Source organism: Rheinheimera sp. B2H12, from assembly GCF_059620065.1.
The window spans coordinates 1,986,541-2,007,940 of sequence record NZ_CM184363.1 but is presented as its reverse complement, the minus strand read 5'-3'; the positions used below and the strand labels follow the sequence as shown (position 1 = coordinate 2,007,940).

Below are 21,400 nucleotides of genomic sequence, written 5' to 3'. Positions count from 1 at the left end.
TTAGCATATTGGCAGTAGAATACGAATGCGCTATAACCTTGATAGCCGCAATAACAGCCAGAATTATGAACCAGATCAATCTTGATGCCCAACTGAGTAGCCAAGCCACTGTAAGAGGCGGTGCTTTGTCGCCTTTAAAACTGCAGCCGGATCTGTCTTATCAGGCGACGCTTGGCCAAGGCCGTGACGGCCAGCCGCAGTTGCAAATCAACACGCCTCAGGGCATAGCCCAGATTAGTCTGACACAGGCGCAAGCGGCATTATTAACTTCGGCCTTGTCTGGCAGCAGCATGCCTTTAACCGGCACGGCAACCTCACAACCTACGCCAGGCAGCCCGATTCGTTTGCAATTAACGCCTCAGCTAAGTGTGCAGTTGACGGCAAGTCCGGCTGTAATGCCTGCCACCGCCCCGGCGCCACAAGGGCCACAGAGCACTTTTCAACTGCAACTGACGCCTCAAGCCGACGGCCAGCTATTATTACAACCCCAGGCCAAAACCAACACAGCGCTCTTTACCATTGCACCAGCTCAGCTATTGAAGTTACTGCAGCCACTGGCCGCCGCGCAGCCACAAGCCGGTACCGCTGCTGCGCACCAGGTTTTACCTTTACCTGTCAGCCTGGAGCGGCAGGACAACCAGTTGTTACTGACATTAAGCAATCAACGGCAAGTACAGTTGCCACTGCAGTGGTTGCCGGCAGCGACCAATTGGCCAGCGCAAACTCCGATGGCAGCACAACTGCTGCTGCAAGTGTCAGCGGGTCAATTGCAGATCAAAATCCTGCTGACGGCCAGCGGCAAGACGGAAGCAACGGCGGCCGCGACCAGTACCCCACAGATCCACGCTGCCTTGACAACCAATACAGCCACAGCTTCGGCTTCTGCTGCATCATCAATGCCGCAGCCAGCGACAGCGGTCACTGCGGTTCCTGCCAGCATGGCAAATAACAGCCTGAGCCAGACGCTGACCATAGCGCAAAGCCGGCAGTTATTGCCGACGCTGGTTGCTGCTACGCAAACTGCTACGCTAACCACCACGCCAACTGCGACCCAAATGGCGCACAGCGCCGGGACGCCAATCAGTACCACGCTGCCAGCAGTGGCTGCGAGTCCGGCAGCGTCGTTGTCCTTGCAGCAGCAGGCGATGCCGTTGCAATGGCGCTTGCTGCCACCGGCTAAAGCAGGCGCAGACTGGCAATTACAAGTGGCCGCCAGCACCGAAACTGTCGCGACCGCAGCAGCGGTCAAAGTTGACAGCAGTCAGTTTAACCGGCCTTTACAGTGGCAAGCAGCAGCCAGCCCGGCAGCGACTATTGCACAGCCTGGTAAAACAGCCATGCTCGATGTGGCACCGTTATGGCGGCAACTGTTACCACTGAGCCAACCTGCAGTAGATCCACTCAGGCTCGATCCGGAGTTGCCACCGGCAGTGCAGGCGGTGCTCACTGAAATCCGCCAGCATAGTCTGGACAGCGCGAAAGCCATTAGCAGCCAGCCATTGTTGCAACAACAACTGACTGCTGCACTGCAATTTAATCCGCAGCCGCTGTTATCCCCCGCCGCCACCCCGGCAGCGGCCGCGACTTTGGCGCTGGCGATCCAATTACTGCTGGGCCGGCTGAGTCAGTTACCGCAAACTGAAACTAAAGCGGCACCCAGCGCCAAGTTGCAGCAACTGATCGCGCAGCTTGAACCTGCGCAGAGCAGCCAACTGCTAAGGCAGTTAGCCGGTCATGCCAGTACCATGCAAGGTGCGCAGCTGGCGACTCTTGAGCAACAACAGCAACCCGGCCAGAGCCAGCAATTGTTTATTCAATTGCCATTATTGCAACAAGGCGACAGTCGTTTTGCCGAATTGGCACTGACGGAACGTGAAGCCGATGGCAGCACGCCAGGGCAAAAACGCACCCAGTGGCAATTAACGATGAAGTTTGATTTAGCCAGCCAAGGCAAGTTATTGGTGCAGGTCAGACTGACAGGTTTGCAGGTGAGTTTGCAGTTTTATACCGAACAGGCTGGCCCACTGGCGATGGCGCAGCAGTTTTTACCACTGCTTAAAGACCGTTTGAAAATGCAGGGGCTGGAAGTCACCGAAGCGCAGTGCCAACTGGGCAAAATTCCATCCCAGCTGTATCAGCGCAATAACAGTTTATTGGCGGTTAAAGTCTAAGTCCAACTGTAACCAGCCCGCCATTGGAGTGACAGATGAAAGATCAGGTGAAAGCCGCCGTTGCCTTGCAGTACGACGGCAAAAATGCCCCCACCATAGTCGCAAAGGGTCATGGTGAGCTGGCCGATGAAATTGTGGCTCTGGCGCGCGAACATGGGGTGCTGATCCACGAAGATGAGGCACTGAATCAATTACTCCGGCAAATGGAGCTGGGTGATCAGATCCCCAAAGAGTTGTATCTGATCATCGCCGAATTAATTGCGTTTTCCTATGTTGTACAAGGTAAATTCCCGGAACAATGGACCAATATTCACCAGCATATTGATTTTAAAAGCTGAGACTGGCCCTGTGCATGACGGCTTCGCATAGATACGGCATCAGGCTGTCGCCGTGGTGAGGGCTAATTTGGCAAAGTTGAAAAATAAATTCAGTTATATTTTCTGTGTTTAGCTGCAATTACAACTGGTCGGAGATCTGTAAAGCGAATTTGTTCGTCTAACCTGATAAGTCTTAAATGAATATCAACTGAACAGGAGCCTGACCATGAACGTACAAGACCTGAAACTCGGCATGTTATGTCAAAGCAAAAAAGGCGTTGGCATCGTAAGCTGGATTGATGCGCAGGACAGAGCTGTGTATCTGCAGGATATCCACGACCAACAGCAGCACTTTGCCATCAGTTTCGAAGATTTGCAGGATGAGCCGCAAATCCACCAAGCCTCAGATGTTTATTATTGATCCCATCATTCCCGCCGTCGTTGTGGACATCAACTGATGCACCACACCGACGACTGGGAAAGCCAGCTTTCAGGCTGGCCCGTTAATCACGAGTCCGTTGTTTACCACGGAACGATGGTTTGCCATTTTTACCGGTTTTAGCCGCCGGTTTTTCTTTCGCCGCTTTGGCTTTTTCAGCTTTGGCAGCGGCTTCCGGGTTTTTCAGTAAAATCTGGTGTTTACGCACAGCCCGTTTAATTGAAGCCATCCGGCGGCGACGCTCGTCTTTATCTTCTGGCTTGGCCAGCGTTTCTGTTTCGTAATCCAGATGCACTATCTTGCGCAGATAGTTCACCTCTTCCAGTGCATATTCAGTATAACCACCGGCCGGTAAATGCTTAGGTAACATTAAATCACCATAACGCACCCGGATCAGCCGGTTTACCACCGCGCCCTGCGATTCCCACATCCGTCGAACTTCGCGGTTGCGGCCTTCAGTCAGGGTGACGTTAAACCATTTGTTAATGCCTTCACCGCCACTGGCTTTGATTTTTTTAAAGGCGGCTTTACCGTCTTCCAGTTCAACCCCGGTTCTGAGTTTCTGGATCATGGCATCTGTCACTTCACCAAACACCCGGACTGCGTATTCACGCTCAACTTCAAATTTAGGGTGCATCAAGCGGTTTGCCAGTTCACCATCGGTGGTGAACAGCAATAAACCGGACGTATTGATATCCAGCCGGCCAATGGCAATCCAGCGCGCGCCGCGCATTTTGGGCAAGCGGTCAAACACTGTGGGCCGGCCTTCCGGATCGGTACGGGAACAAATTTCGCCTTCAGGTTTGTGATAAGCAATCACCCGGCAGATCTGATCGGTTTCTGCCGCCAGTTTCACCGGATGACCGTCGACCCGCACCGCTTGGGTTGGCAATACCCGATCACCCAAAGTGGCAACTTTGCCATCAATAGTCACGCGACCGGCACTGATCCAGCTTTCCATTTCACGGCGCGAACCGACACCGGAACGGGCCAGCACTTTTTGTAACTTTTCACTCATAAGGTCTCCTCAGTCATCCCGACTGTGTTGGCCGCAACAGCGGTCGCGGCAGTATTAAATAAAGCTTCAGTGTCGGTATTTAGTACCGACTGGGCTGAAAACTCGGTTAAAGCGGGCAAAGCAGCTAAGTCTTTCAGCCCGAAATATGTTAAAAACTCGCTGGTGGTTGCATACAAACCGGGGCGGCCCGGCACCTCTTTATGCCCCACCACTTTGATCCATTGCCGGTCCAGCAAAGTCCGGATAATAGGGCTGCTGACCGTCACTCCACGTACCGCTTCAATTTCGCCGCGGGTAATAGGTTGACGATAGGCAATCAGCGCCAAAGTTTCCAGCACTGCGCGTGAATACCGTGGCGAGCGCTCGGGCCATAACCTGGCCAGATAGGCACTCCATTCGGTTTTGGTCTGAAAGCGGTAGCCAGTGGCAGTTTCGACCAGTTCAATACCGCGGCCCTGATAATCCTGCATCAGTTGTTGCAAGGCTTGTTGCAAACGTTTTTTACTGAGCACAAAATCACAGAGCACAGTCTCAGTCAGATCAGTGATGGTCAGCGGCCGCTCACTGGCAAACAGGGTCGCTTCCAGTAACTGACTCAATTGCGTCTCGCTGATTTTCACCGCCATCTGACTTCCTGCTGTTGCCATCAGACTCAATCTGACAAAAGGCGCGCATTATGCCAATTTCAGATGGATCTGACCATAGGCTTGAACTTGTTCCAGCAGCACCAGTTTTTCTTTCACCAGTTCCAGCACCGCCAGAAAACTGACCACCACCCCGGCCCGGCCCTCTTCCGGACTAAAACACTGACCAAACTGCAAATAACCAGCCTGTTCTTTTAACAGCTGTAAAATCTGACTCATCCGCTCACGGGTTGACAGTTTTTCTTTTGAAATATGATGATGCTGGAAATCTTTCACCCGCTTGGCGACCTCTGCTAAAGCCGCGACTAAATCCTGTAATGACACATCCGGCAAAATCAGCAAAGGCGCAAAATTGTCCGCCAGTTCGGCCCGCACCGGAAAAAAGTCCCGCTCCTGGCGCGGCTGCAAATCCAGCTCAGTTGCCGCTTGTTTAAATTGCTCGTATTCCTGCAACCGGCGGATCAGTTCCGCACGCGGGTCCAGCTCAGCTTCGGGCTGATGCTCATGGCGTGGTAATAACAAGCGGGATTTAATTTCCGCCAGCATCGCCGCCATCACCAGATATTCTGCTGCCAGTTCAAAGTTCATGCCCTGCATCAGGTCAATATAGGCCATATACTGCAAGGTGATTTCACTGACGGGTAGATCAACAATATCAAATTTATGTTTGCGGATTAGATAAAGCAGGAAATCCAGCGGCCCTTCAAATGCTTCCAGCAACACTTCCAGCGCATCCGGCGGAATATACAGATCCTCCGGTCGCTCCAGCACCGCTTCCCCCCGGACAAACGCCAAAGGTAACGGCGCTTGCACTGTCAGCGGTGCCAGGGCCTGCTCTGCAGCTTGCGATGGGTTCGGCATCAGCGCTTACAGAAAGGGTCTGACATCACCGGCACCTTCACGCACCACCACAGCGATATCGTCGGATAAATCTATCACTGTGGTCGGGTTACCAGGCAGCACACCGCCATGCAGAATGAGGTCCACCTGCCGCTCCAATTGATCGCGTAATTCTTCCGGATCGGATTCGGCAAAATCCTGCTGCGGCAAAATCAAACTGGTCGACATTAAAGGTTCACCCAGCTCTGCCAGCAGCGCCAGGGTAATTTTATGATCGGGTATCCTTAAACCAACCGTTTTCTTCTTCTCGTTCAGCAGCCGCTTAGGGACTTCTTTGGTGCCACGCAGAATAAAGGTGTAAGGGCCCGGGGTATTGTTTTTCAGCAACCGGAACGCAGTGTTCTCGACCTTGGCATACACCGACAGTTCGGATAAGTCCCGGCACAATAAGCTGAAATGATGATCGCCGCTGATCTGGCGAATTTGCAACATCCGCGCCATCGCATCCTTGTCTGCCAATTGACAGCCGAGGGCATAGCCACTGTCGGTCGGCAACACCACTACGCCGCCCTGTTTGATAATATGCACGGCTTGTTTAATTAACCGGCTTTGCGGTGATTCCGGGTGGACATAAAAAAACTGGCTCATCACATGCTCCCTGCCGGCCAGTGCCAGCAATTGTCAAACCAAAGGGTTGACAACTCAGTACTGAGTTCAACCATCTGTGAATTAATATTTATTAGCAATAGCAAGGATTTAGCTATTATTCAAGCGCAATTGCCTGCACTGGCGCAACAGCGGCTGGTAAATCCCAATTCGACCAGAGCGGTACAATATCATCCGTCAGATATAAACCGCGGCCTAATTCGTTCCAGTCGGTCGGCTGATGAAAATCGCTGCCGACTGACGCTGTTAACTCAAATAACTGACATAACCGCCAAATCTCCCGTTTTTGCACCGGCGTTTGTTGCGGTGACGCCACTTCGACCGCATTGCCACCAGCCAGGGCAAATTCGCGGACTAATTTGGTCAGCCATTTGCCATTCAGATTGTATTTGAGCGGATGAGCCAGCACAGCAATACCACCGGCGTCATGGATCCACTGCACAGCTTCAGTCAGTGCCACCCAGTTATTCGGCACATAACCGGCTTTGCCGCGTGCCAGATATTTTTTAAACACATTATTCATCGAACTGGCTTTACCAATTTGCACCAGATGACGGGCAAAATGGGTGCGGGTTATCGCAGCACCATTGGCAATAGCCAATACCGCTGGCAAACAATCCGGCACCTGAAATTTGGTCAGCCGCCGTGCCATTTCGGTGGCTCTTTCCAGCCGGCGTTGCTGCTGACTCTCTAATCTATGTTGAAACAGCGCACAGTCGGGATTAATGTTAAGCCCCACGATATGAATTTCAAATTCATACCAGGAAGTAGAAATTTCAACGCCATTAATCAGTTGCAACGGTAACTGCGCGCTGGCAATCTGCGCCGCAGCCCGCGCCAGACCATGGGTGCTGTCATGATCGGTAATAGCCAGCACCTGCACTTTTTTTTCCACGGCACGGCAGACTAAATCCTCCGGACTTAATAACCCGTCTGAACAATTGGTGTGACTGTGTAAATCTATTTTCATAACAAATCCGGCAACTATCAGGCCGCTATTGTGCCATAGAAGCCAACTGCATGCAGGACACTTTCGCTGAACCTTAAAATTTGGCCCCTTTTGCTTTTGACTACGTCTTGGCGGCCAGCCGCTCATCTTTGCTACCCGAACATAAATCGTGGCCATCCAGCCATTTATCCGTTTTATTTACAGATTTCTGCTGCAGTCACTTGACGAGCGCCCTGCTTTTGCGGTTTGATAGCAACCAATGTATTCAAGGGTAGTCTGACGATGTTACAACAAGTTCAGCTGACAACTGCAATCACCTGGTGGTGGCATACTCCTTAACCGGACGTGTGTTGGCGTTGTTTACCCAAAATAAACCCCAAGGCCCGTTCAGATAACGGGCCTTTTTTTTCGACATTTTTAACCAAGTTTAAAAAAACAACAGACAGGAACAACAGATGAGTTTAGTGGCTTTAATCTCGTGGCGATGGTGGCAATTTTCCGTAGGGGGCTCAGGCCCGGTGTTGGACGATTGTAACTTTTCATTTGCTTAGTCTGGTTGCCAGACAAGCCCCGCGCTGCGGGATCGACAGGAACTACCAATGATATTTAGTCAAATTACCCAGCAAACCGGCGAAGTCGCCAGTATTGCCCAGGCCATTCCTTACCAGAGCGATGCCTTAGGTTGTTATCAGCAACTTTGTGCTGACAGCCCTTATTCGCTGTTACTTGAATCTGCCGAAATCGACAGCAAAGACCATCTGAAAACGCTGATGTTGCTGGACGCCGCCGTCCGGCTGGAATGTCGCGATCAGCAAGTCACTATTGATGCTGTGTCCGATAACGGTCTGGCCGTGCTGACATTTTTACAGCAACACTTGCCGCCGGTTGCCAGCCAACAACGCACTGCACGCCAGTTAATCGTGACCTTTGAACGGCCCGATCCGCTGCTGGATGAAGACAGCAAGCTGACCGTCGCCAATCCGTTTTCAGTGTTACGCACCTTGCAACAACAATTAAAAAACCACAGCGACGAGCCTTTTGCCATTTTTCTTGGCGGCGTCATCGGGTACGACATGGTGGCAGTGGCGGAAGAATTACCGCAAGTGCCAAGCCGTGACAATGCTTGCCCGGATTATCTGTTTTATCTGGCCGAAACGGTGTTAGTGCTGGATCACCAGCAGCAACAGGCCAGGTTGATTGGTAATGTGTTTTGTGGCGACCAGGCGATGGTCTGCTGTTTTGCCATTGGTAAAAGGTTAGAGCAACTGAGTCGCCGACTCAGTCAAACCCCGCTATTTCAGCCCGCCAGCAACAACACAGCTTTGGCTCAACACGAAGTTGCGGTGGACATCAGCGATGCAGATTTTGTCGCGCAAGTTGAAGCGCTGAAGCAAAATATTATCGCCGGTGATGTGTTTCAGGTGGTGCCGAGTCGTTGTTTTAGTTTGCCGTGCCCCAGCCCATTAAGCGCTTATGCCAGGCTGAAACAACAAAACCCCAGCCCTTATATGTTTTACCTCAGTGACAGTGGCTTTACCCTGTTTGGCGCTTCACCAGAATCTGCGCTGAAGTTTTCTGCCGCCAATCGTCAGGTCGAAATTTATCCTATTGCCGGCACCAGACGTCGCGGTTTTAACGGCAAAGGCGGCATTGATGCCGATTTGGACAGCCGGATTGAGCTGGAACTGCGCCAGGATGAAAAAGAAAAAGCCGAGCATTTGATGCTGGTCGATTTGGCGCGCAACGATGTGGCCAGGATCAGCGTGCCCGGCAGTCGTTATGTGAAAGAATTACTCAAAGTTGACCGTTACTCTTATGTGATGCATCTGGTCTCCCGCGTGGTGGGCACCTTAAAACCACAGCTGGATGCCCTGCATGCCTATCAGGCTTGTATGAATATGGGCACTTTAGTTGGTGCACCTAAAGTTCGGGCGGCAGAGCTTATTCGTCAAGTGGAAGGCAAAAGACGCGGCAGTTATGGCGGTGCTGTGGGTTATCTGGCCGGCAATGGTGATTTTGACAGTTGTATCGTGATCCGCAGCGCTTATGTTGCCAATGGCACTGCTTATATTCAGGCCGGGGCTGGGGTGGTGTTTGACTCAGTCGCCCAGGCGGAAGCGGATGAAACCCGCAGCAAAGCGCAAGCGGTGATTAATGCAGTGCTGGCTGCCGGAGGTGCCCAATGACAACCAAGCCAATAACGGCTGCCACTCAGGCACAGACCTTAGTATTTTTGCTCGATAACAAAGATTCTTTTACCTATAACCTGGTTGATGAATTAGCTCAGCTTGACTGCGAATTGATTTTGTATCGCAACACAGTCCCGGCCAGTTATATTTTTGAACAGATGCGACAGCAACAACAAGCTGGTCGGCAGATTGTGCTGTTGCTCTCCCCTGGGCCAGGCGCCCCTGCCGCCGCCGGCGCCATGCCGGAACTGATCAAGCTTTGTGCCGGGCGTTTTCCGATGCTGGGCATTTGTCTGGGTCATCAAGCCCTGGTGGAACATTATGGCGGTGTGGTTGGCCGCGCCGGTGAAACCGTGCATGGTAAAACCTCACTGATTGAATTAGATCAACATCCAGTGTTTGCCAATTTACCAAGGCCCTTTCCGGTGGCGCGTTATCACTCCCTGATGGCGACCGAAGTACCAGCAGAGCTGCAGGTGATTGCCCGCTATCAGCAGATCCCGATGGCGATTGTGCATGAAGCACATCGGGTGCTTGGCTTTCAGTTCCACCCGGAGTCGATTTTAACGACGCTGGGTAAACCTTTACTGGCACAAAGTCTGGCTTATCTCACCGCCAACGGACAGCCAGTTGGAGGTGTGATATGAGCCAGCCAAACCCTGACACCTTTGCTGCGCAACCCTACTTGCATCAGCTACTGGCGGGCGAAAGTTGGAGCCAGCAGCAAAGCGAAGTTTTTTTTGCCGCAGTGGCGCGTGGTGACGTCGAACCTGTGTTGTTAGCCGCGGTGCTGATTGCACTCAAACTCAAAGGCGAAACCGCCGATGAAGTGGCAGGTGCTGCGCTGGCGTTTCGCCAGGCCGCCACGCCATTTCCGGCACTGGATTTTGCCTGTATTGATTGCTGTGGCACCGGTGGCGATGGCAGCAATACCATTAATATCTCGACCACTGCGGCGCTGGTAGCACCAGAATTTGGCCTGAAAGTGGCCAAACATGGCAATCGCAGCGTATCGTCACAAAGTGGTTCGGCAGATTTATTGGAACAACTGGGCGTGAATATCCAGCAAGCACCGGCCACGGCTGCATTAGCGTTGCAACAAGCTGGGGTTAGTTTTTTATTTGCACCGGTTTATCATCCGGGGATCCGCCATGCCATGCCGGTGCGTACTGCCTTAAAGACCAGAACGCTGTTTAACTTATTGGGGCCATTATTAAACCCGGTGGCACCGCAGTTTCAGTTGTTGGGCGTGTATGACCCGGCTTTGTGCGATTTGATGGCGCAAGCCTTATTGCAACTGGGAGTTAAACGGGCCTGGGTGGTGCATGGTGCTGGCTGCGATGAAATTGCACTGCACGGCGTCACTCAGGTGACGGAAGTCAGAGACGGCCAGTTACATCAATTTTGTTTGACCGCCGCCGATTTTGGTCTGCCAACGATAGCGCTGACCGAGCTGGCAGGTGGATTACCGGCCGACAATGCCGCCGCCAGCCAAGCTATTCTGGCAGGCTCTGCGCCATTTGCCCATCTGGCCGCTATTGCTGCCAATGTGGCAGCGATGCGGAAAATTTGTGGTCAGGGCGAGGATTTAGCGCTACTGACCCAGCAAGTACTCAGCCATTTACAACAGCAAGGGGCAGCGCAAGCACTGGCCACCTTACAGGAGATTAGTCATGGCGAACGTGCTTGACACTATCATTGCGCATAAACGGCTCGAAGTTGCTGAATTAAAACAACAGCAACCACTAGCTGAGTTTATTGACGCGGTCCAACCAGCCAGCCGCAGTTTTTTACAGGCTTTGCTACAACCCGGTGCCCGTTTTATTCTGGAATGTAAAAAGGCCTCGCCTTCGAAAGGGTTGATCCGGGCCGATTTTAATCTGGACGAGATTGCCGCCGTCTACGGCAAATACGCCGACTGTATCTCGGTACTGACGGATCAGAAATTCTTTCAGGGCAGCTACAGCTATCTGGCGCAGATGCGGCAAAAAGTCAGTCAGCCTTTACTGCATAAAGATTTTATTATCGACCCTTATCAGATTTACCTCGGTCGTTATCATGGGGCCGATGCGGTGTTATTAATGCTGTCGGTGCTGAGCGATGCCGAGTACCGCACTTTAGCCGATCTGGCGCATCGCCTGAAGATGACAGTGCTGACGGAAGTCAGTGATGAGCAGGAAACCATCCGGGCTGTGGCGCTGAAGGCTGAGCTGATTGGCATTAATAACCGCAACCTGCGCGATTTATCGACCGATCTGCAAACCAGCTTCCGGCTGGCCAAGTTGATCCCCCCTGGCACCCCGATAGTTTCGGAATCTGGCATCAGAGAGAACCATCAGGTGCGGCATTTACGCAAAGTCGCCAAGGCTTTTTTGGTCGGTAGCTCCTTGATGGCCCAAGCTGATCTGAAATCTGCCGTGCATGCCCTGACGCTGGGCCAGCACAAAGTCTGTGGTTTAACCAGGCCGGAACAAGCCGTTACTGTGGCCAAAGCCGGAGCCTATTATGGTGGTTTGATTTTTTATCCAGCTTCACCCCGCTTTGTCAGTCAAAGCCAGGCCGCTGCTATTATGGCAGCCGCCCCTCTGCATTATGTCGGCGTTTTTGTCAACGAAGCTGCAGCTCAGGTGGCGATGACGGCCAAAGCGCTTGGCCTGGCCGTGGTGCAACTGCATGGCGATGAAGATGATGTTTATCTGCAGCAATTACGCAGTTTATTGCCAGCGACAGTGCAAATCTGGAAAGCCTATCGGGTGAAAGATCGGCTACCCGGTTTTAGTCCTTATGCCGATGCCGTGTTGCTGGACAGTTTTCAGCCCGGCATTCCGGGTGGCACCGGCCTGCAATTTGACTGGTCTTTATTGCAGCAACAGCTTGGCGATAAACCTGTGATGCTGGCTGGCGGTTTAACCCCGGACAATGTCAGCGCCGCTTTACCCCTGGCCGTGCATGGCCTGGATATGAATTCAGGACTGGAATCTGCCCCCGGCATCAAAGATCCGGTCAAAGTTGCCACCGCCTTTCAACAGATCAGAGAATTTAGCTATGAATAAGCCCACCCTTAACCCTTATTTCGGTGAATATGGCGGCATGTTTGTGCCAGAACTGTTAGTACCGGCCCTGCGCCAGCTGGAGCAGGCTTTTATTGACGCCCAGGACGATCCGGCTTTTCATGCCGAATTCCAGCACTTGTTAACGCATTATGCCGGTCGGCCAACGCCGCTGACGCTGTGTCGCAATATCAGTCCAAACCCGCTGGTGAAAATTTATTTAAAACGTGAAGATTTATTGCACGGTGGCGCCCATAAAACCAATCAGGTGCTGGGACAGGCATTACTGGCCAAGCGGATGGGCAAAAAAGACATTATTGCAGAAACCGGCGCCGGTCAGCATGGGGTCGCCACAGCACTGGCCTGTGCCCTGCTGGGTCTGAACTGCAAAATTTATATGGGTGCCAAGGATATCGAGCGCCAGCAACCGAACGTGTTTCGGATGAAACTGATGGGCGCGACTGTGATCCCGGTCACTGCCGGCTCCGGCACTTTAAAAGATGCGGTCAATGAAGCGATGCGCGATTGGTCCGCCAGCTACGCCACCAGCCATTACCTGCTGGGCACCGCCGCCGGTCCTCATCCGTTCCCGACCATAGTACGTGAATTCCAGAAAATGATTGGCGAAGAAGCCAAACAACAAATTCTGGCAGCTGAGGGTAAATTGCCTGATGCAGTGCTGGCTTGTGTCGGGGGTGGCTCTAATGCCATCGGCATGTTTGCCGATTTTATCGCCGAGGAAAATGTACAACTGATTGGCGTTGAACCAGGCGGCATGGGCATTCACACCCACCAACACGGCGCGGCGTTATCGACCGGCAGTTTTGGTATTCTGCATGGTGCTTACACGGCTATTATGCAAACCGCCGACGGCCAGATTGAAGAGTCTTATTCTATTTCTGCGGGTTTGGATTACCCGGCTGTCGGGCCACAACATACCTATCTGGCCTCGATTGGCCGCGCTCAGTATGTGGCGATTAACGACGACGAAGCACTGGCTGCCTTTCAGTTACTGGCGAAAAACGAAGGCATTATTCCAGCACTGGAAAGCTCACATGCGCTGGCGCATGCCATCAAAATGGCGACCGTTGCCACTGAGCCGACCGTCCTTTTGGTGAATTTATCCGGCCGTGGTGATAAAGATTTAGGTCATGTAATGGCGGTGCTAGCGGAGCAAGCCGCAGCACAAGCGTAATTATTCATTTTCCGGCCTGGCTGCCAGGCCCTTTGCAGCAATGCGCTGCTCAAGGATCAACCATGCAACGTTATGATGATATGTTTCACCGCCTCAAAAGCCAGCAACAAGGCGCTTTTGTGCCTTTTGTCACCATCGGTGACCCATCGTTAGAGCTGTCGTTTGAGATTATCAAAACCCTGATCGACAACGGCGCGGATGCGCTGGAATTGGGGATCCCGTTCTCTGATCCCATTGCCGATGGTCCCACCATCCAAAACGCCAATATCCGGGCTTTAGCATCTGGCGTGACACCGGCGCAGTGTTTTGAGCTGATCACCCGGATCCGGGCTTATCACAGCAGTATCCCGATTGGCTTGTTGCTGTATAGCAATCTGGTGTTAGCCCGTGGTATTGAACATTTTTATGCCACTGCCAAAGCGGCGGGTGTCGATTCGATTTTAATCGCCGACGTGCCGCTGCACGAAAGTAAAATGTTCAGAACTGTGGCGCAAAAGCATGACATAGCGCAGATTTTTATCGCCCCGCCGAACATCACCCAAGATGGCTTAAACGAGCTGGCCAGTTATGGCCGGGGTTATACCTATCTGCTCAGCCGCGCTGGTGTCACCGGCACTGAAACGGCAGCCACCATGCCAGCTTCACAATTGGTGCAGCAACTGCGGGATGTGAACGCAGCCCCAACCTTGCTTGGCTTTGGGATATCCAAACCAGAACACGTCAAAGCCGCGTTAGCCGCCGGGGCCGCCGGGGCCATTTCTGGCTCAGCGATAGTGCAGATTATTGAACGCCATCTGCAGCAACCCGCGCTGTTGCTAAGCGAATTGGCTGAGTTTGTCCGCAGCATGAAAGCTGCGACTTAATCCCAAACGACCAGGATGGGATCAGCCCTGATCCCATCTGCATCCCAGCTTCACCCCATCGGCACCATGCTGCTGAGCTGTCATAGCGCTGTGCATCGATAAAAATACAGGACGTGCCGCCACTTCGCAGGTAAAATGACCCGATTGCTGCCGGTGTGGTCGTGGCGGTTGTTTGTGGAGATGTGAATGAAAGCCAGATCTGTGGTGCTGTTCTGTATCGGATTGTGTGTCCCCTGCTGGAGCATGGCGCAAACCGCCAATGCCAAAAGAGTCTCAATTGAACAAGCGCTGCATCATGGCAGTGATGTCATTCACACCCTGCCCTGTGTGGTGGCCGCACCTGTCACTTACCGGATCGCCAGCCATGCCAGCGCTGAATTATTGCAATTGCTGCCGGTCGGCACTTCGGTGCGTAAAGGTCAGCTCGTGGCCAAGCAGGACGATGGTTATTTCAGCCGTAACCTGGCATTAATCAAAACGGATATTGAATCGGCACGGATCGCCAAGACCTTTGCCGAAGATGAATATAACCGCGCCAATATGCTGAGTAAAAAAGGCCTGGCTTCATCGGCAGAGCTGAATAAATTGAAGCTGCAACTGGACAGTGCCGGTCTGAAAATGCAGCGCTTAGCGCTGGAGCTGCAATCGGCGCAAGTCCGGTTTAAGCGGCTGTCGCATTATGCCCCTTTTGATGCCCAGGTGATTGCGGTGAACTCAGAGCCCGGTGCCCAGCTGGCCGAAGGCCAACCGATACTGCAATTGATGTCGACCCAAAACAAGCAGCTGGAATGCAAGCTGCCGATCATGGCCTATCAAAATACCCTGAGTTTACAAGGCCACAGGTTTGATTTTAATGGCAAACCGCTAAAACTGCGTGAAGTCAGCCAACAGCTGGACTCTTCGGCGGAACATTTGACCTTGTATTTTGACCATCCGGCCAAAGATAAACGCGATTTGCTGGTCGGCTACCGGCAGGAAATTACCATGGCGGTGCAAGCAGATAACATCAGTAAAGTGCCCTATGACGCGGTGGAACTGGAAGGCATCACTTATCATACCTGGCGGGTCAAAAGCGATGGCAGTGTGGAACGGCTGAAGGTCGATATCCTCGGCTCGCTGGATGCTTATTATATTGTGCAATCGGATGTCAAACCGGGCGACAAACTGGTGGTAAGAGGTCAACAAGGACTGGTCAGTGGCCAGCAGGTGGAACTGATCAGCCGCGACGCGCCGCCTTAATAGACTGCTTTGGATCGGACTGCAGCTCAATCAGCGGGTTGGTCGTTACACCAAGTGTCCGACCAACCATCCAACACCGCCTGTGGTTTACTTTTCCAGCAAGACCGGATATTTCAGATAAGTTTGATCATAAAAAGGCGAACGCTGATAAAACCACATCAAACGGGCCTGACCATCCTTTTTCAAATTGGCATCGGCTTGTTCTGCCGCCGCAAAATCCTGTTTTAACCGGCTGTCGGTCGCCAGTTGTTGTTCAATCCAGGGCAACAGCGCATAAGTTTCAAAATATTCAGTCCGCTCAAACATGCCATGGAAAAAACCCCAGCTAAAAAATGAGTCCGGGCCCTGCGGGGCTAATAATGCCACTGCCAGGCGGCCTAAAGGTTGATCGGTGCTGATCCGCACTGACCCCGCCGGCAATTGATACTGCAGCCATTGCGCGGTAAAACTGGCACTGACACCAATCCGGCCCTCAAAGGGTGCTTTAGCAAACTGTGGATCTTGCGCCACCCACTGGAGTAACTCAAGCTGTTTGGGCTGGCTCAGCCGTGTCATTTCGATGCCATGTAACGCCAGCCTTGCAATCACATCCTGATACTGTGGTGGGATCCAGAAAGCCGCCGGCACCTCCACTTCTACCGCCGGTACTTTTTCCCAGTACACAGGTAATTCGGCATAGTCTTTTGGTTGGCCGGTCCATTTGACATAAGGCGTTTTGCTGATATCGCTCTTGGCAATTTCATAACTGATGCCTTTAAATGGAATTGGATCAGCTTGCTCCGCCGCTTTAAACGCCAGCACCTGCCGTTGTGGCCGGGCATTCTGATCCGCCTGTTTCGCCAGCTGTAACACTTTACCTTGTTCATTCAGCAGTTTTAAACTTTGCTCCAGTAACAGATAAGTGCCAAGCACCCGTTGTTTATAAGGCTTCAGGCTGTGATTTTCCACTAACACTGTCGGCAAATGGCGCACATCACCATACCCATTGGAAAAACGCGGGCTGGCCGTCCAGCCACTCAGACCTTTGGCAAAATCCAACCTATCCAGGCCAAACACCAGTGGCCCGGGAATATGGCCCTGCCGGTTTAACGCTTTATCGACCGCAGGACGGTACACTTGTGCCAGCCAACTGGCCGCATTTGGACTCAGGCTGGCAAAGGGTTCATTAAAACCATAGGTAATATCGTACTGATAATCTTCACCGTCTGTCACATGCACATCAATATACAGATCCGGCTGATACTGGTTCAGTACTTTCAACACCGCATGCATTTCCAGGCTATCGGCCTTGGCATAATCGCGGTTGATGTTCAGATTCTGCGCATTACTGCGCCAGCCCTGATGGACAGGTCCACGCTGATTCATCCGGTTAAACTGACCCCGTCTTTCGTGCGCATCCACCGACAAAATCGGAATAAACAGCAGATCCGCACCTGCCAGTAAAGCCGCTTTATCGCCATGGGCGATATCACGTAATAACATCAGACCGGCATCTTTGCCATCAATCTCGCCGCTGTGAATACCGGCTTGTACCAGCAAGGTCGGCCGACCATTTTTACCGGCTAAATCGGGCTGCGAGCTGGCTTTGACCAGATAGATGTCACGCCCTTGCGGGCTTTGGCCAATGACTTCCAACCTTAATTGCGGCGAACTGGCCACCAGTTTTTTTAAGTAACTAAGCGTTTGAGCATAATCCGGGCTATCGGTCAGACCTGTGGTTTCAGCCGGCGTCACCCAGGGATGTTGTAACTGAATTAACTGTTCCGAGTGGCCCTGCCAGGCTGGCAATGGGGGTAAATGATCAGCCGCCTGTAACGGCAGCGCCAGGGCAGCCAGACAACAAAAAGACAATAACTTCATGGTAATGAGGTGACTCCGACACCGAATAAACGCCGCTGCAGGCCATTTTGCTGTTGCAGGGCCAAGCCGCGGTTAAATTGCTGAATAATGCCATGACAAGGCAGGTAGTTTCTTGAACATACCAGATAAGCAGGTTTAGCTGTCAAGAGCGGTTTCGACAGAACCCTCAATTTCACTGTTTGTTGTGGCAAACTCTGACTTAACTGATGCGCGACAATAGGATCCATCAGGATAAAATCAACTTTGCCTGTTACTAATAACTGTAAGGTCTGGTAATCCGAAACTGCCGTGGTTAACCGAAATTCAGCTTTGGCCGCTTCAAACCTGGCACCATAAAAGTAACCCTGAGTCACACCAAGCCGGTAGTCAGCTAACTGATCCAGCCGCTCTGGTACAGCAGTTTGGCTGGTAAGACTGATCAGGACCTGGCGTAAATGCACCACAGGCTCAGAGAATAACCAGTCTTGTTCCAGTTCTTTCTCTTTAAACCACAAAAATGAAGCATGCTGTGGTGCTGCGGCAGCCTGACGGATATGTTGCCAGGGCTTAAACTCTAACGTTGTAGTGATGCCCTGCGATTGAAAAGCAGCTACCACCAATTCCGTCAACAGGCCCTGAGCAGGCGACTGCTCATCGATATAAGGCGGATAATTGTCGACGACCAGCGTCAGACTGTTGCCAGTTGCTTGGGGTCCTGCAGGCTGTGCTATAGCCGCCGGACTTAACAAGCTCAGCACTAACAAACAAGGGAAAAAAAATGATGGGTTCATGGTGCTAAACGTTTGAACTCGAGTGCTCAGCAGCCTAAGGCAAGCGCCGGTAAAAGTACAGCCCAGGATAAAAAAGCTGTGTTACCGGCGCCTGTACTCTGAGTTAATGCACCGGCACTGATTTAATCCGATACACAGAGCAGTACAATAAGGGTAAAAATAACAACGTCAGAATAGTGGCAAAACCAAGGCCAAACATGATGACGACCGCCATACTGGCAAAAAAGTCATCTGCCACCAAGGGGATCATACCAAGAATAGTGGTAATAGCCGCCATCGCGACTGGCCGCACCCGACTGACCGCACTGTGGAACACAGCGGCAAAAGCCTCGCGGCCTTCACTGAGTTCCAGCCTAATCTGATCCAGCAGCACAATGCCGTTTTTCACCAGCATGCCAGATAAACTTAAAAAGCCCAGCAAAGCCATAAAGCCAAATGGCACGTTCACCACCAAGAGCCCCAGCGTGACACCAATAATGGCTAAAGGCACACAGGCCCAAATCACCAGCGCATCCCGACTGGAATTAAACAGCAGCACTGTCACCACAAACATAATCAGGTAGCCAAGCGGCAAGGAGCCAAATAAGGCTTTTTGCGCTTTGGTCTGAGCTTCCAACTCTCCGCCCCAGGTCAGAGCGTAGCCTGTTGGCAGCGCTATGGCTTCAATCTGCGGTTTCACCCTGGCCAGTAACTGCGCAGCAGTACCATCCCCCAGAATATCGTGGTCCGCCATCAGCGTCAGGGTCCGCTTGCGATCCCGCCGCATAATTTGCGGATCTTCAAATACCAGATCAAAACTACTGACCACCTGACTTATCGGGATATAACGGTTTAATTTCGGACTATAGACCTGCAAATCCGACAAGGCATCAATACTATGCCGTTCAGCCGCTGGTGGCCGGCTGATAATCGGCAACAAATGGGTGCCATCCCGATAAATGCCAACTGCTTTGCCGTTGACGTGAGTGAGCAAAACATCATCGATATCCTGTTTACTAATGCCAGCCCGTCGGGCCGCTGCCTCATTAAAATGCGGCCGCAGCACCTTGACCCGGCCACGCCAGTCATCTCTGATATTTCGGGCTGCGGCATCCGCCATCAGCACCATTTTGGCTTGTTCACCTAATTGCCTTAACACTTCGGGATCAGCACCACTAAAACGGGCTTCAATTTTAGCCGCAGTAGAAGGCCCTACTTCCAACCTTTTAAGTTTCTGCTCCAGCCTCGGATGTTGTTGCTCGATATAATCACGCAGCCGTGTCATCACAGGTACTAAATCTGCTTTGTCTTTCACCCGTACGATCAACTGGCTGTAAGCCGGGTAGACTTTTTCTGGCTGATAGGTCAGCATAAAACGATCGGCACCGCGTCCTGTGGTTAAAGTCACCGCATCGACTTCGGATTGTTGCTGCAGATAAGCCGACACTTGTTGTGCTTCATCCAGCGAATGCCGGATATCTGTGCCAGCCGGTTGCCATAAATCCACCAGAAAAATGGGCGTGTTGGAGGCCGGGAAAAACACTTGTTTGACTTTACCAAAACCAATCACAGCCACCACCAGCATCAGGATCATCAGGCTGTAACTGAGCAGCCGGTACGTCAGCACAAAATGCAACATGGCGCGATACACATCAAAAATCAAACCGCGGTACAGCATGTTTTCATCGACATTAGGCTGTACATCGGCCTGACTTGCCGTCAATTGGGCATTTTTAAACAACAAACTGGCAAAAAATGGCGTCAGGGTGATGGCTGTGACCCAGCTTAATAACAAGCTGACCAGCAATACCCAGAATAAACTGCCGGCAAACTCACCTGTGGCGTCACTGGACAAGCCGATAGGCGCAAAGGCAGTCACCGCAATCACTGTGGCCCCTAACAGCGGCCATTGCGTCTGACGAACGATTTGCGATGCCGCTTGCGATAACGACAAACGCCGCTGCATGCCAATCAATATCCCTTCCACCACCACGATGGCATTATCAACCAGCATACCAAGAGCGATGATCAAGGCGCCGAGCGACACCCGCTGCAGTTCAATCTGCATTTGCTGCATGAAAATAAAAGTACCCAGTACCGTCAGCAGTAAAATCAAGCCAATCAGAAAGCCACTTTTTAGCCCCATAAAGACCAGCAGCACCAGGATGACGATCACAACAGATTCCACCAGATTCAGAATAAAACCGTCAACGCTCTGTTCTACTTCCGCCGGCTGATTGTAAATGACCCCAACATCCATGCCGATCGGCCTGGTATATTCCAGCTCCGCCAACCGCGCGGTGACGGCTTTACCCACATTCACCACATTGACACCGGCAGTAAAAGACACCCCCAGGGTCAGCGCATGTTCACCCCCAAAACGGATAATATGCGACGGAATTTCCTGATTGTCGCGATAGACCCGCGCTACATCACCTAAATAAATCAGTTCTTTTGCCGCCGGATTACTGATAATCAGTTGTTCCAGCTCAGCCACGGACTGAAACTCGCCGCTCGGATAAATTCGCACACTGTCCGGCCCGACCTGAATAGAGCCAGCATTAGACACTACATTCTGCGTTTGTAATAAGCTGGCAATCTGTTGTGGCGGGATACCAAGGGACGCCAGTCTGGAGCGGGAAATCTCCACAATCACCTGTTCCTGTTGCCGTCCACCGACTGAAACTTTGCCGACCCCATCAACCAGCACCAGCTCGCGGCGCAAAATATCGACATAATCGCGCAGTTCGTCATCGGTATAACCCTGGCCGGTAATGGCATAGAGCATGCCGTAGACGTCACCAAAATCGTCATTCACCATTGGCGGTTTGACGCCGGGCGGCAATTGCGGCGTCAAGTCATTGACTTTGCGTCTGAGCTCGTCCCAGATTTGCTTTAATTCTTTGGCACGATAAATACCTTTCATCTCGACCATAATTTGCGACTGACCGGCAGTCGAAATCGAGGTGACATGATCAACATAAGGTAATTGCTGGATGGCATTCTCCAGTGGATAACTGACTTCTTCTTCCACTTGTTGCGGTGAAGCGCCAGGGTACTGCGTGATTACCATCGCCTGTTTGAGGGTAAATTGCGGATCTTCCAGTTGACCAAGCCCGGTATAAGCGCTGATGCCGCCAAAAAGTAAGATCAAGGCCACCAGCCAGGATGAGGTGGTGTTTTTAATAAAATACTGTGCAGCATCCATCCG

General features: G+C 52.1%; 18 protein-coding genes. 10 read left to right on the top strand and 8 right to left on the bottom strand.

Going from position 1 to position 21,400, the window contains the following annotated elements; genetic code table 11:
- Positions 1-65 precede the first annotated feature (65 nt).
- The 3 genes from fliK (at position 66) to AC53GJ_RS08725 (ending at position 2,909) form a co-directional block, all read left to right on the top strand.
- The gene (gene fliK / locus AC53GJ_RS08735; RefSeq protein WP_496732288.1) at positions 66-2,171 is read left to right on the top strand and encodes a flagellar hook-length control protein FliK; all 2,106 of its coding nucleotides are present in this window, start codon (positions 66-68) and stop codon (positions 2,169-2,171) included.
- Between the two features lie 35 nt (positions 2,172-2,206).
- Positions 2,207-2,509: an EscU/YscU/HrcU family type III secretion system export apparatus switch protein gene (locus AC53GJ_RS08730; protein WP_496732287.1), complete on the top strand. Its 303-nt coding sequence runs from the start codon at positions 2,207-2,209 to the stop codon at positions 2,507-2,509.
- A 205-nt stretch (positions 2,510-2,714) separates the two neighbouring features.
- The gene (locus tag AC53GJ_RS08725; protein ID WP_496732286.1) at positions 2,715-2,909 is read left to right on the top strand and encodes a hypothetical protein; all 195 of its coding nucleotides are present in this window, start codon (positions 2,715-2,717) and stop codon (positions 2,907-2,909) included.
- An 82-nt stretch (positions 2,910-2,991) separates the two neighbouring features.
- On the opposite strand, the gene rluB is transcribed toward AC53GJ_RS08725, so the two are convergent.
- The 5 genes from rluB to rnm all read right to left on the bottom strand — a co-directional run bounded on the left by rluB (position 2,992) and on the right by rnm (position 7,065).
- A complete protein-coding gene (gene rluB / locus AC53GJ_RS08720; protein ID WP_496732285.1) occupies positions 2,992-3,945 on the bottom strand; it encodes a 23S rRNA pseudouridine(2605) synthase RluB in 954 nt (317 codons plus the stop codon).
- Positions 3,942-4,571 (bottom strand): SMC-Scp complex subunit ScpB, encoded by a 630-nt coding sequence (gene scpB, locus AC53GJ_RS08715; protein ID WP_496732284.1) that lies wholly within the window; start codon positions 4,569-4,571, stop codon positions 3,942-3,944. The genes rluB and scpB overlap by 4 nt, the downstream gene beginning before the upstream one ends.
- A 48-nt stretch (positions 4,572-4,619) precedes the next feature.
- Positions 4,620-5,450 carry a segregation and condensation protein A gene (locus AC53GJ_RS08710; RefSeq protein WP_496732283.1) on the bottom strand — a complete coding sequence of 277 codons (831 nt, stop codon included), beginning with the start codon at positions 5,448-5,450 and terminating at the stop codon, positions 4,620-4,622.
- Between the two features lie 6 nt (positions 5,451-5,456).
- Complete coding sequence (locus tag AC53GJ_RS08705; protein WP_496732281.1) at positions 5,457-6,077, bottom strand: L-threonylcarbamoyladenylate synthase; 621 nt, start codon at positions 6,075-6,077, stop codon at positions 5,457-5,459.
- Between the two features lie 115 nt (positions 6,078-6,192).
- Complete coding sequence (rnm, locus tag AC53GJ_RS08700) at positions 6,193-7,065, bottom strand: RNase RNM (protein ID WP_496732279.1); 873 nt, start codon at positions 7,063-7,065, stop codon at positions 6,193-6,195.
- Between the two features lie 578 nt (positions 7,066-7,643).
- Between rnm and AC53GJ_RS08695 the strand changes: the two genes are divergently transcribed.
- The 7 genes from AC53GJ_RS08695 (at position 7,644) to AC53GJ_RS08665 (ending at position 15,580) form a co-directional block, all read left to right on the top strand.
- Positions 7,644-9,230 carry an anthranilate synthase component 1 gene (locus AC53GJ_RS08695; protein WP_496732278.1) on the top strand — a complete coding sequence of 529 codons (1,587 nt, stop codon included), beginning with the start codon at positions 7,644-7,646 and terminating at the stop codon, positions 9,228-9,230.
- A complete protein-coding gene (locus AC53GJ_RS08690) occupies positions 9,227-9,880 on the top strand; it encodes an aminodeoxychorismate/anthranilate synthase component II (RefSeq protein WP_496732276.1) in 654 nt (217 codons plus the stop codon). Before AC53GJ_RS08695 ends, AC53GJ_RS08690 begins: the two co-directional genes overlap by 4 nt.
- Positions 9,877-10,923, top strand: a complete 1,047-nt coding sequence (gene trpD, locus AC53GJ_RS08685) for an anthranilate phosphoribosyltransferase (protein ID WP_496732275.1) — start codon at positions 9,877-9,879, stop codon at positions 10,921-10,923. Before AC53GJ_RS08690 ends, trpD begins: the two co-directional genes overlap by 4 nt.
- A complete protein-coding gene (gene trpCF, locus AC53GJ_RS08680; protein ID WP_496732273.1) occupies positions 10,907-12,286 on the top strand; it encodes a bifunctional indole-3-glycerol-phosphate synthase TrpC/phosphoribosylanthranilate isomerase TrpF in 1,380 nt (459 codons plus the stop codon). Before trpD ends, trpCF begins: the two co-directional genes overlap by 17 nt.
- On the top strand, positions 12,279-13,478 hold the full coding sequence (gene trpB, locus AC53GJ_RS08675; RefSeq protein WP_496732272.1) for a tryptophan synthase subunit beta: 1,200 nt from the start codon (positions 12,279-12,281) through the stop codon (positions 13,476-13,478). Before trpCF ends, trpB begins: the two co-directional genes overlap by 8 nt.
- Before the next feature lie 62 nt (positions 13,479-13,540).
- Entirely contained in the window at positions 13,541-14,341 is an 801-nt protein-coding gene (trpA, locus tag AC53GJ_RS08670; RefSeq protein ID WP_496732270.1) for a tryptophan synthase subunit alpha, read from the top strand.
- 186 nt (positions 14,342-14,527) lie between these two features.
- The gene (locus AC53GJ_RS08665) at positions 14,528-15,580 is read left to right on the top strand and encodes an efflux RND transporter periplasmic adaptor subunit (RefSeq protein ID WP_496732269.1); all 1,053 of its coding nucleotides are present in this window, start codon (positions 14,528-14,530) and stop codon (positions 15,578-15,580) included.
- A gap of 87 nt (positions 15,581-15,667) precedes the next feature.
- Here the strand turns inward: AC53GJ_RS08665 and AC53GJ_RS08660 are convergent, their stop codons facing one another.
- The 3 genes from AC53GJ_RS08660 to AC53GJ_RS08650 form a co-directional block, all read right to left on the bottom strand.
- The gene (locus AC53GJ_RS08660) at positions 15,668-17,440 is read right to left on the bottom strand and encodes a M14 family metallopeptidase (RefSeq protein WP_496732268.1); all 1,773 of its coding nucleotides are present in this window, start codon (positions 17,438-17,440) and stop codon (positions 15,668-15,670) included.
- Positions 17,437-18,210 carry a type 2 periplasmic-binding domain-containing protein gene (locus tag AC53GJ_RS08655; protein ID WP_496732267.1) on the bottom strand — a complete coding sequence of 258 codons (774 nt, stop codon included), beginning with the start codon at positions 18,208-18,210 and terminating at the stop codon, positions 17,437-17,439. Before AC53GJ_RS08655 ends, AC53GJ_RS08660 begins: the two co-directional genes overlap by 4 nt.
- Positions 18,211-18,313: 103 nt before the next feature.
- The gene (locus tag AC53GJ_RS08650; RefSeq protein WP_496732266.1) at positions 18,314-21,397 is read right to left on the bottom strand and encodes an efflux RND transporter permease subunit; all 3,084 of its coding nucleotides are present in this window, start codon (positions 21,395-21,397) and stop codon (positions 18,314-18,316) included.
- Between the last annotated feature and the right edge of the window lie 3 nt (positions 21,398-21,400).

Excerpts from the sequence above, each read along its gene's own strand:
- fliK (WP_496732288.1), top strand. The coding sequence starts at position 66 with ATGAACCAGATCAATCTTGATGCCCAACTGAGTAGCCAAGCCACTGTA.
- AC53GJ_RS08730 (WP_496732287.1), top strand. The coding sequence starts at position 2,207 with ATGAAAGATCAGGTGAAAGCCGCCGTTGCCTTGCAGTACGACGGCAAA.
- AC53GJ_RS08725 (WP_496732286.1), top strand. The coding sequence starts at position 2,715 with ATGAACGTACAAGACCTGAAACTCGGCATGTTATGTCAAAGCAAAAAA.
- rluB (WP_496732285.1), bottom strand. The coding sequence starts at position 3,945 with ATGAGTGAAAAGTTACAAAAAGTGCTGGCCCGTTCCGGTGTCGGTTCG.
- scpB (WP_496732284.1), bottom strand. The coding sequence starts at position 4,571 with ATGGCGGTGAAAATCAGCGAGACGCAATTGAGTCAGTTACTGGAAGCG.
- AC53GJ_RS08710 (WP_496732283.1), bottom strand. The coding sequence starts at position 5,450 with ATGCCGAACCCATCGCAAGCTGCAGAGCAGGCCCTGGCACCGCTGACA.
- AC53GJ_RS08705 (WP_496732281.1), bottom strand. The coding sequence starts at position 6,077 with ATGAGCCAGTTTTTTTATGTCCACCCGGAATCACCGCAAAGCCGGTTA.
- rnm (WP_496732279.1), bottom strand. The coding sequence starts at position 7,065 with ATGAAAATAGATTTACACAGTCACACCAATTGTTCAGACGGGTTATTA.
- AC53GJ_RS08695 (WP_496732278.1), top strand. The coding sequence starts at position 7,644 with ATGATATTTAGTCAAATTACCCAGCAAACCGGCGAAGTCGCCAGTATT.
- AC53GJ_RS08690 (WP_496732276.1), top strand. The coding sequence starts at position 9,227 with ATGACAACCAAGCCAATAACGGCTGCCACTCAGGCACAGACCTTAGTA.
- trpD (WP_496732275.1), top strand. The coding sequence starts at position 9,877 with ATGAGCCAGCCAAACCCTGACACCTTTGCTGCGCAACCCTACTTGCAT.
- trpCF (WP_496732273.1), top strand. The coding sequence starts at position 10,907 with ATGGCGAACGTGCTTGACACTATCATTGCGCATAAACGGCTCGAAGTT.
- trpB (WP_496732272.1), top strand. The coding sequence starts at position 12,279 with ATGAATAAGCCCACCCTTAACCCTTATTTCGGTGAATATGGCGGCATG.
- trpA (WP_496732270.1), top strand. The coding sequence starts at position 13,541 with ATGCAACGTTATGATGATATGTTTCACCGCCTCAAAAGCCAGCAACAA.
- AC53GJ_RS08665 (WP_496732269.1), top strand. The coding sequence starts at position 14,528 with ATGAAAGCCAGATCTGTGGTGCTGTTCTGTATCGGATTGTGTGTCCCC.
- AC53GJ_RS08660 (WP_496732268.1), bottom strand. The coding sequence starts at position 17,440 with ATGAAGTTATTGTCTTTTTGTTGTCTGGCTGCCCTGGCGCTGCCGTTA.
- AC53GJ_RS08655 (WP_496732267.1), bottom strand. The coding sequence starts at position 18,210 with ATGAACCCATCATTTTTTTTCCCTTGTTTGTTAGTGCTGAGCTTGTTA.
- AC53GJ_RS08650 (WP_496732266.1), bottom strand. The coding sequence starts at position 21,397 with ATGGATGCTGCACAGTATTTTATTAAAAACACCACCTCATCCTGGCTG.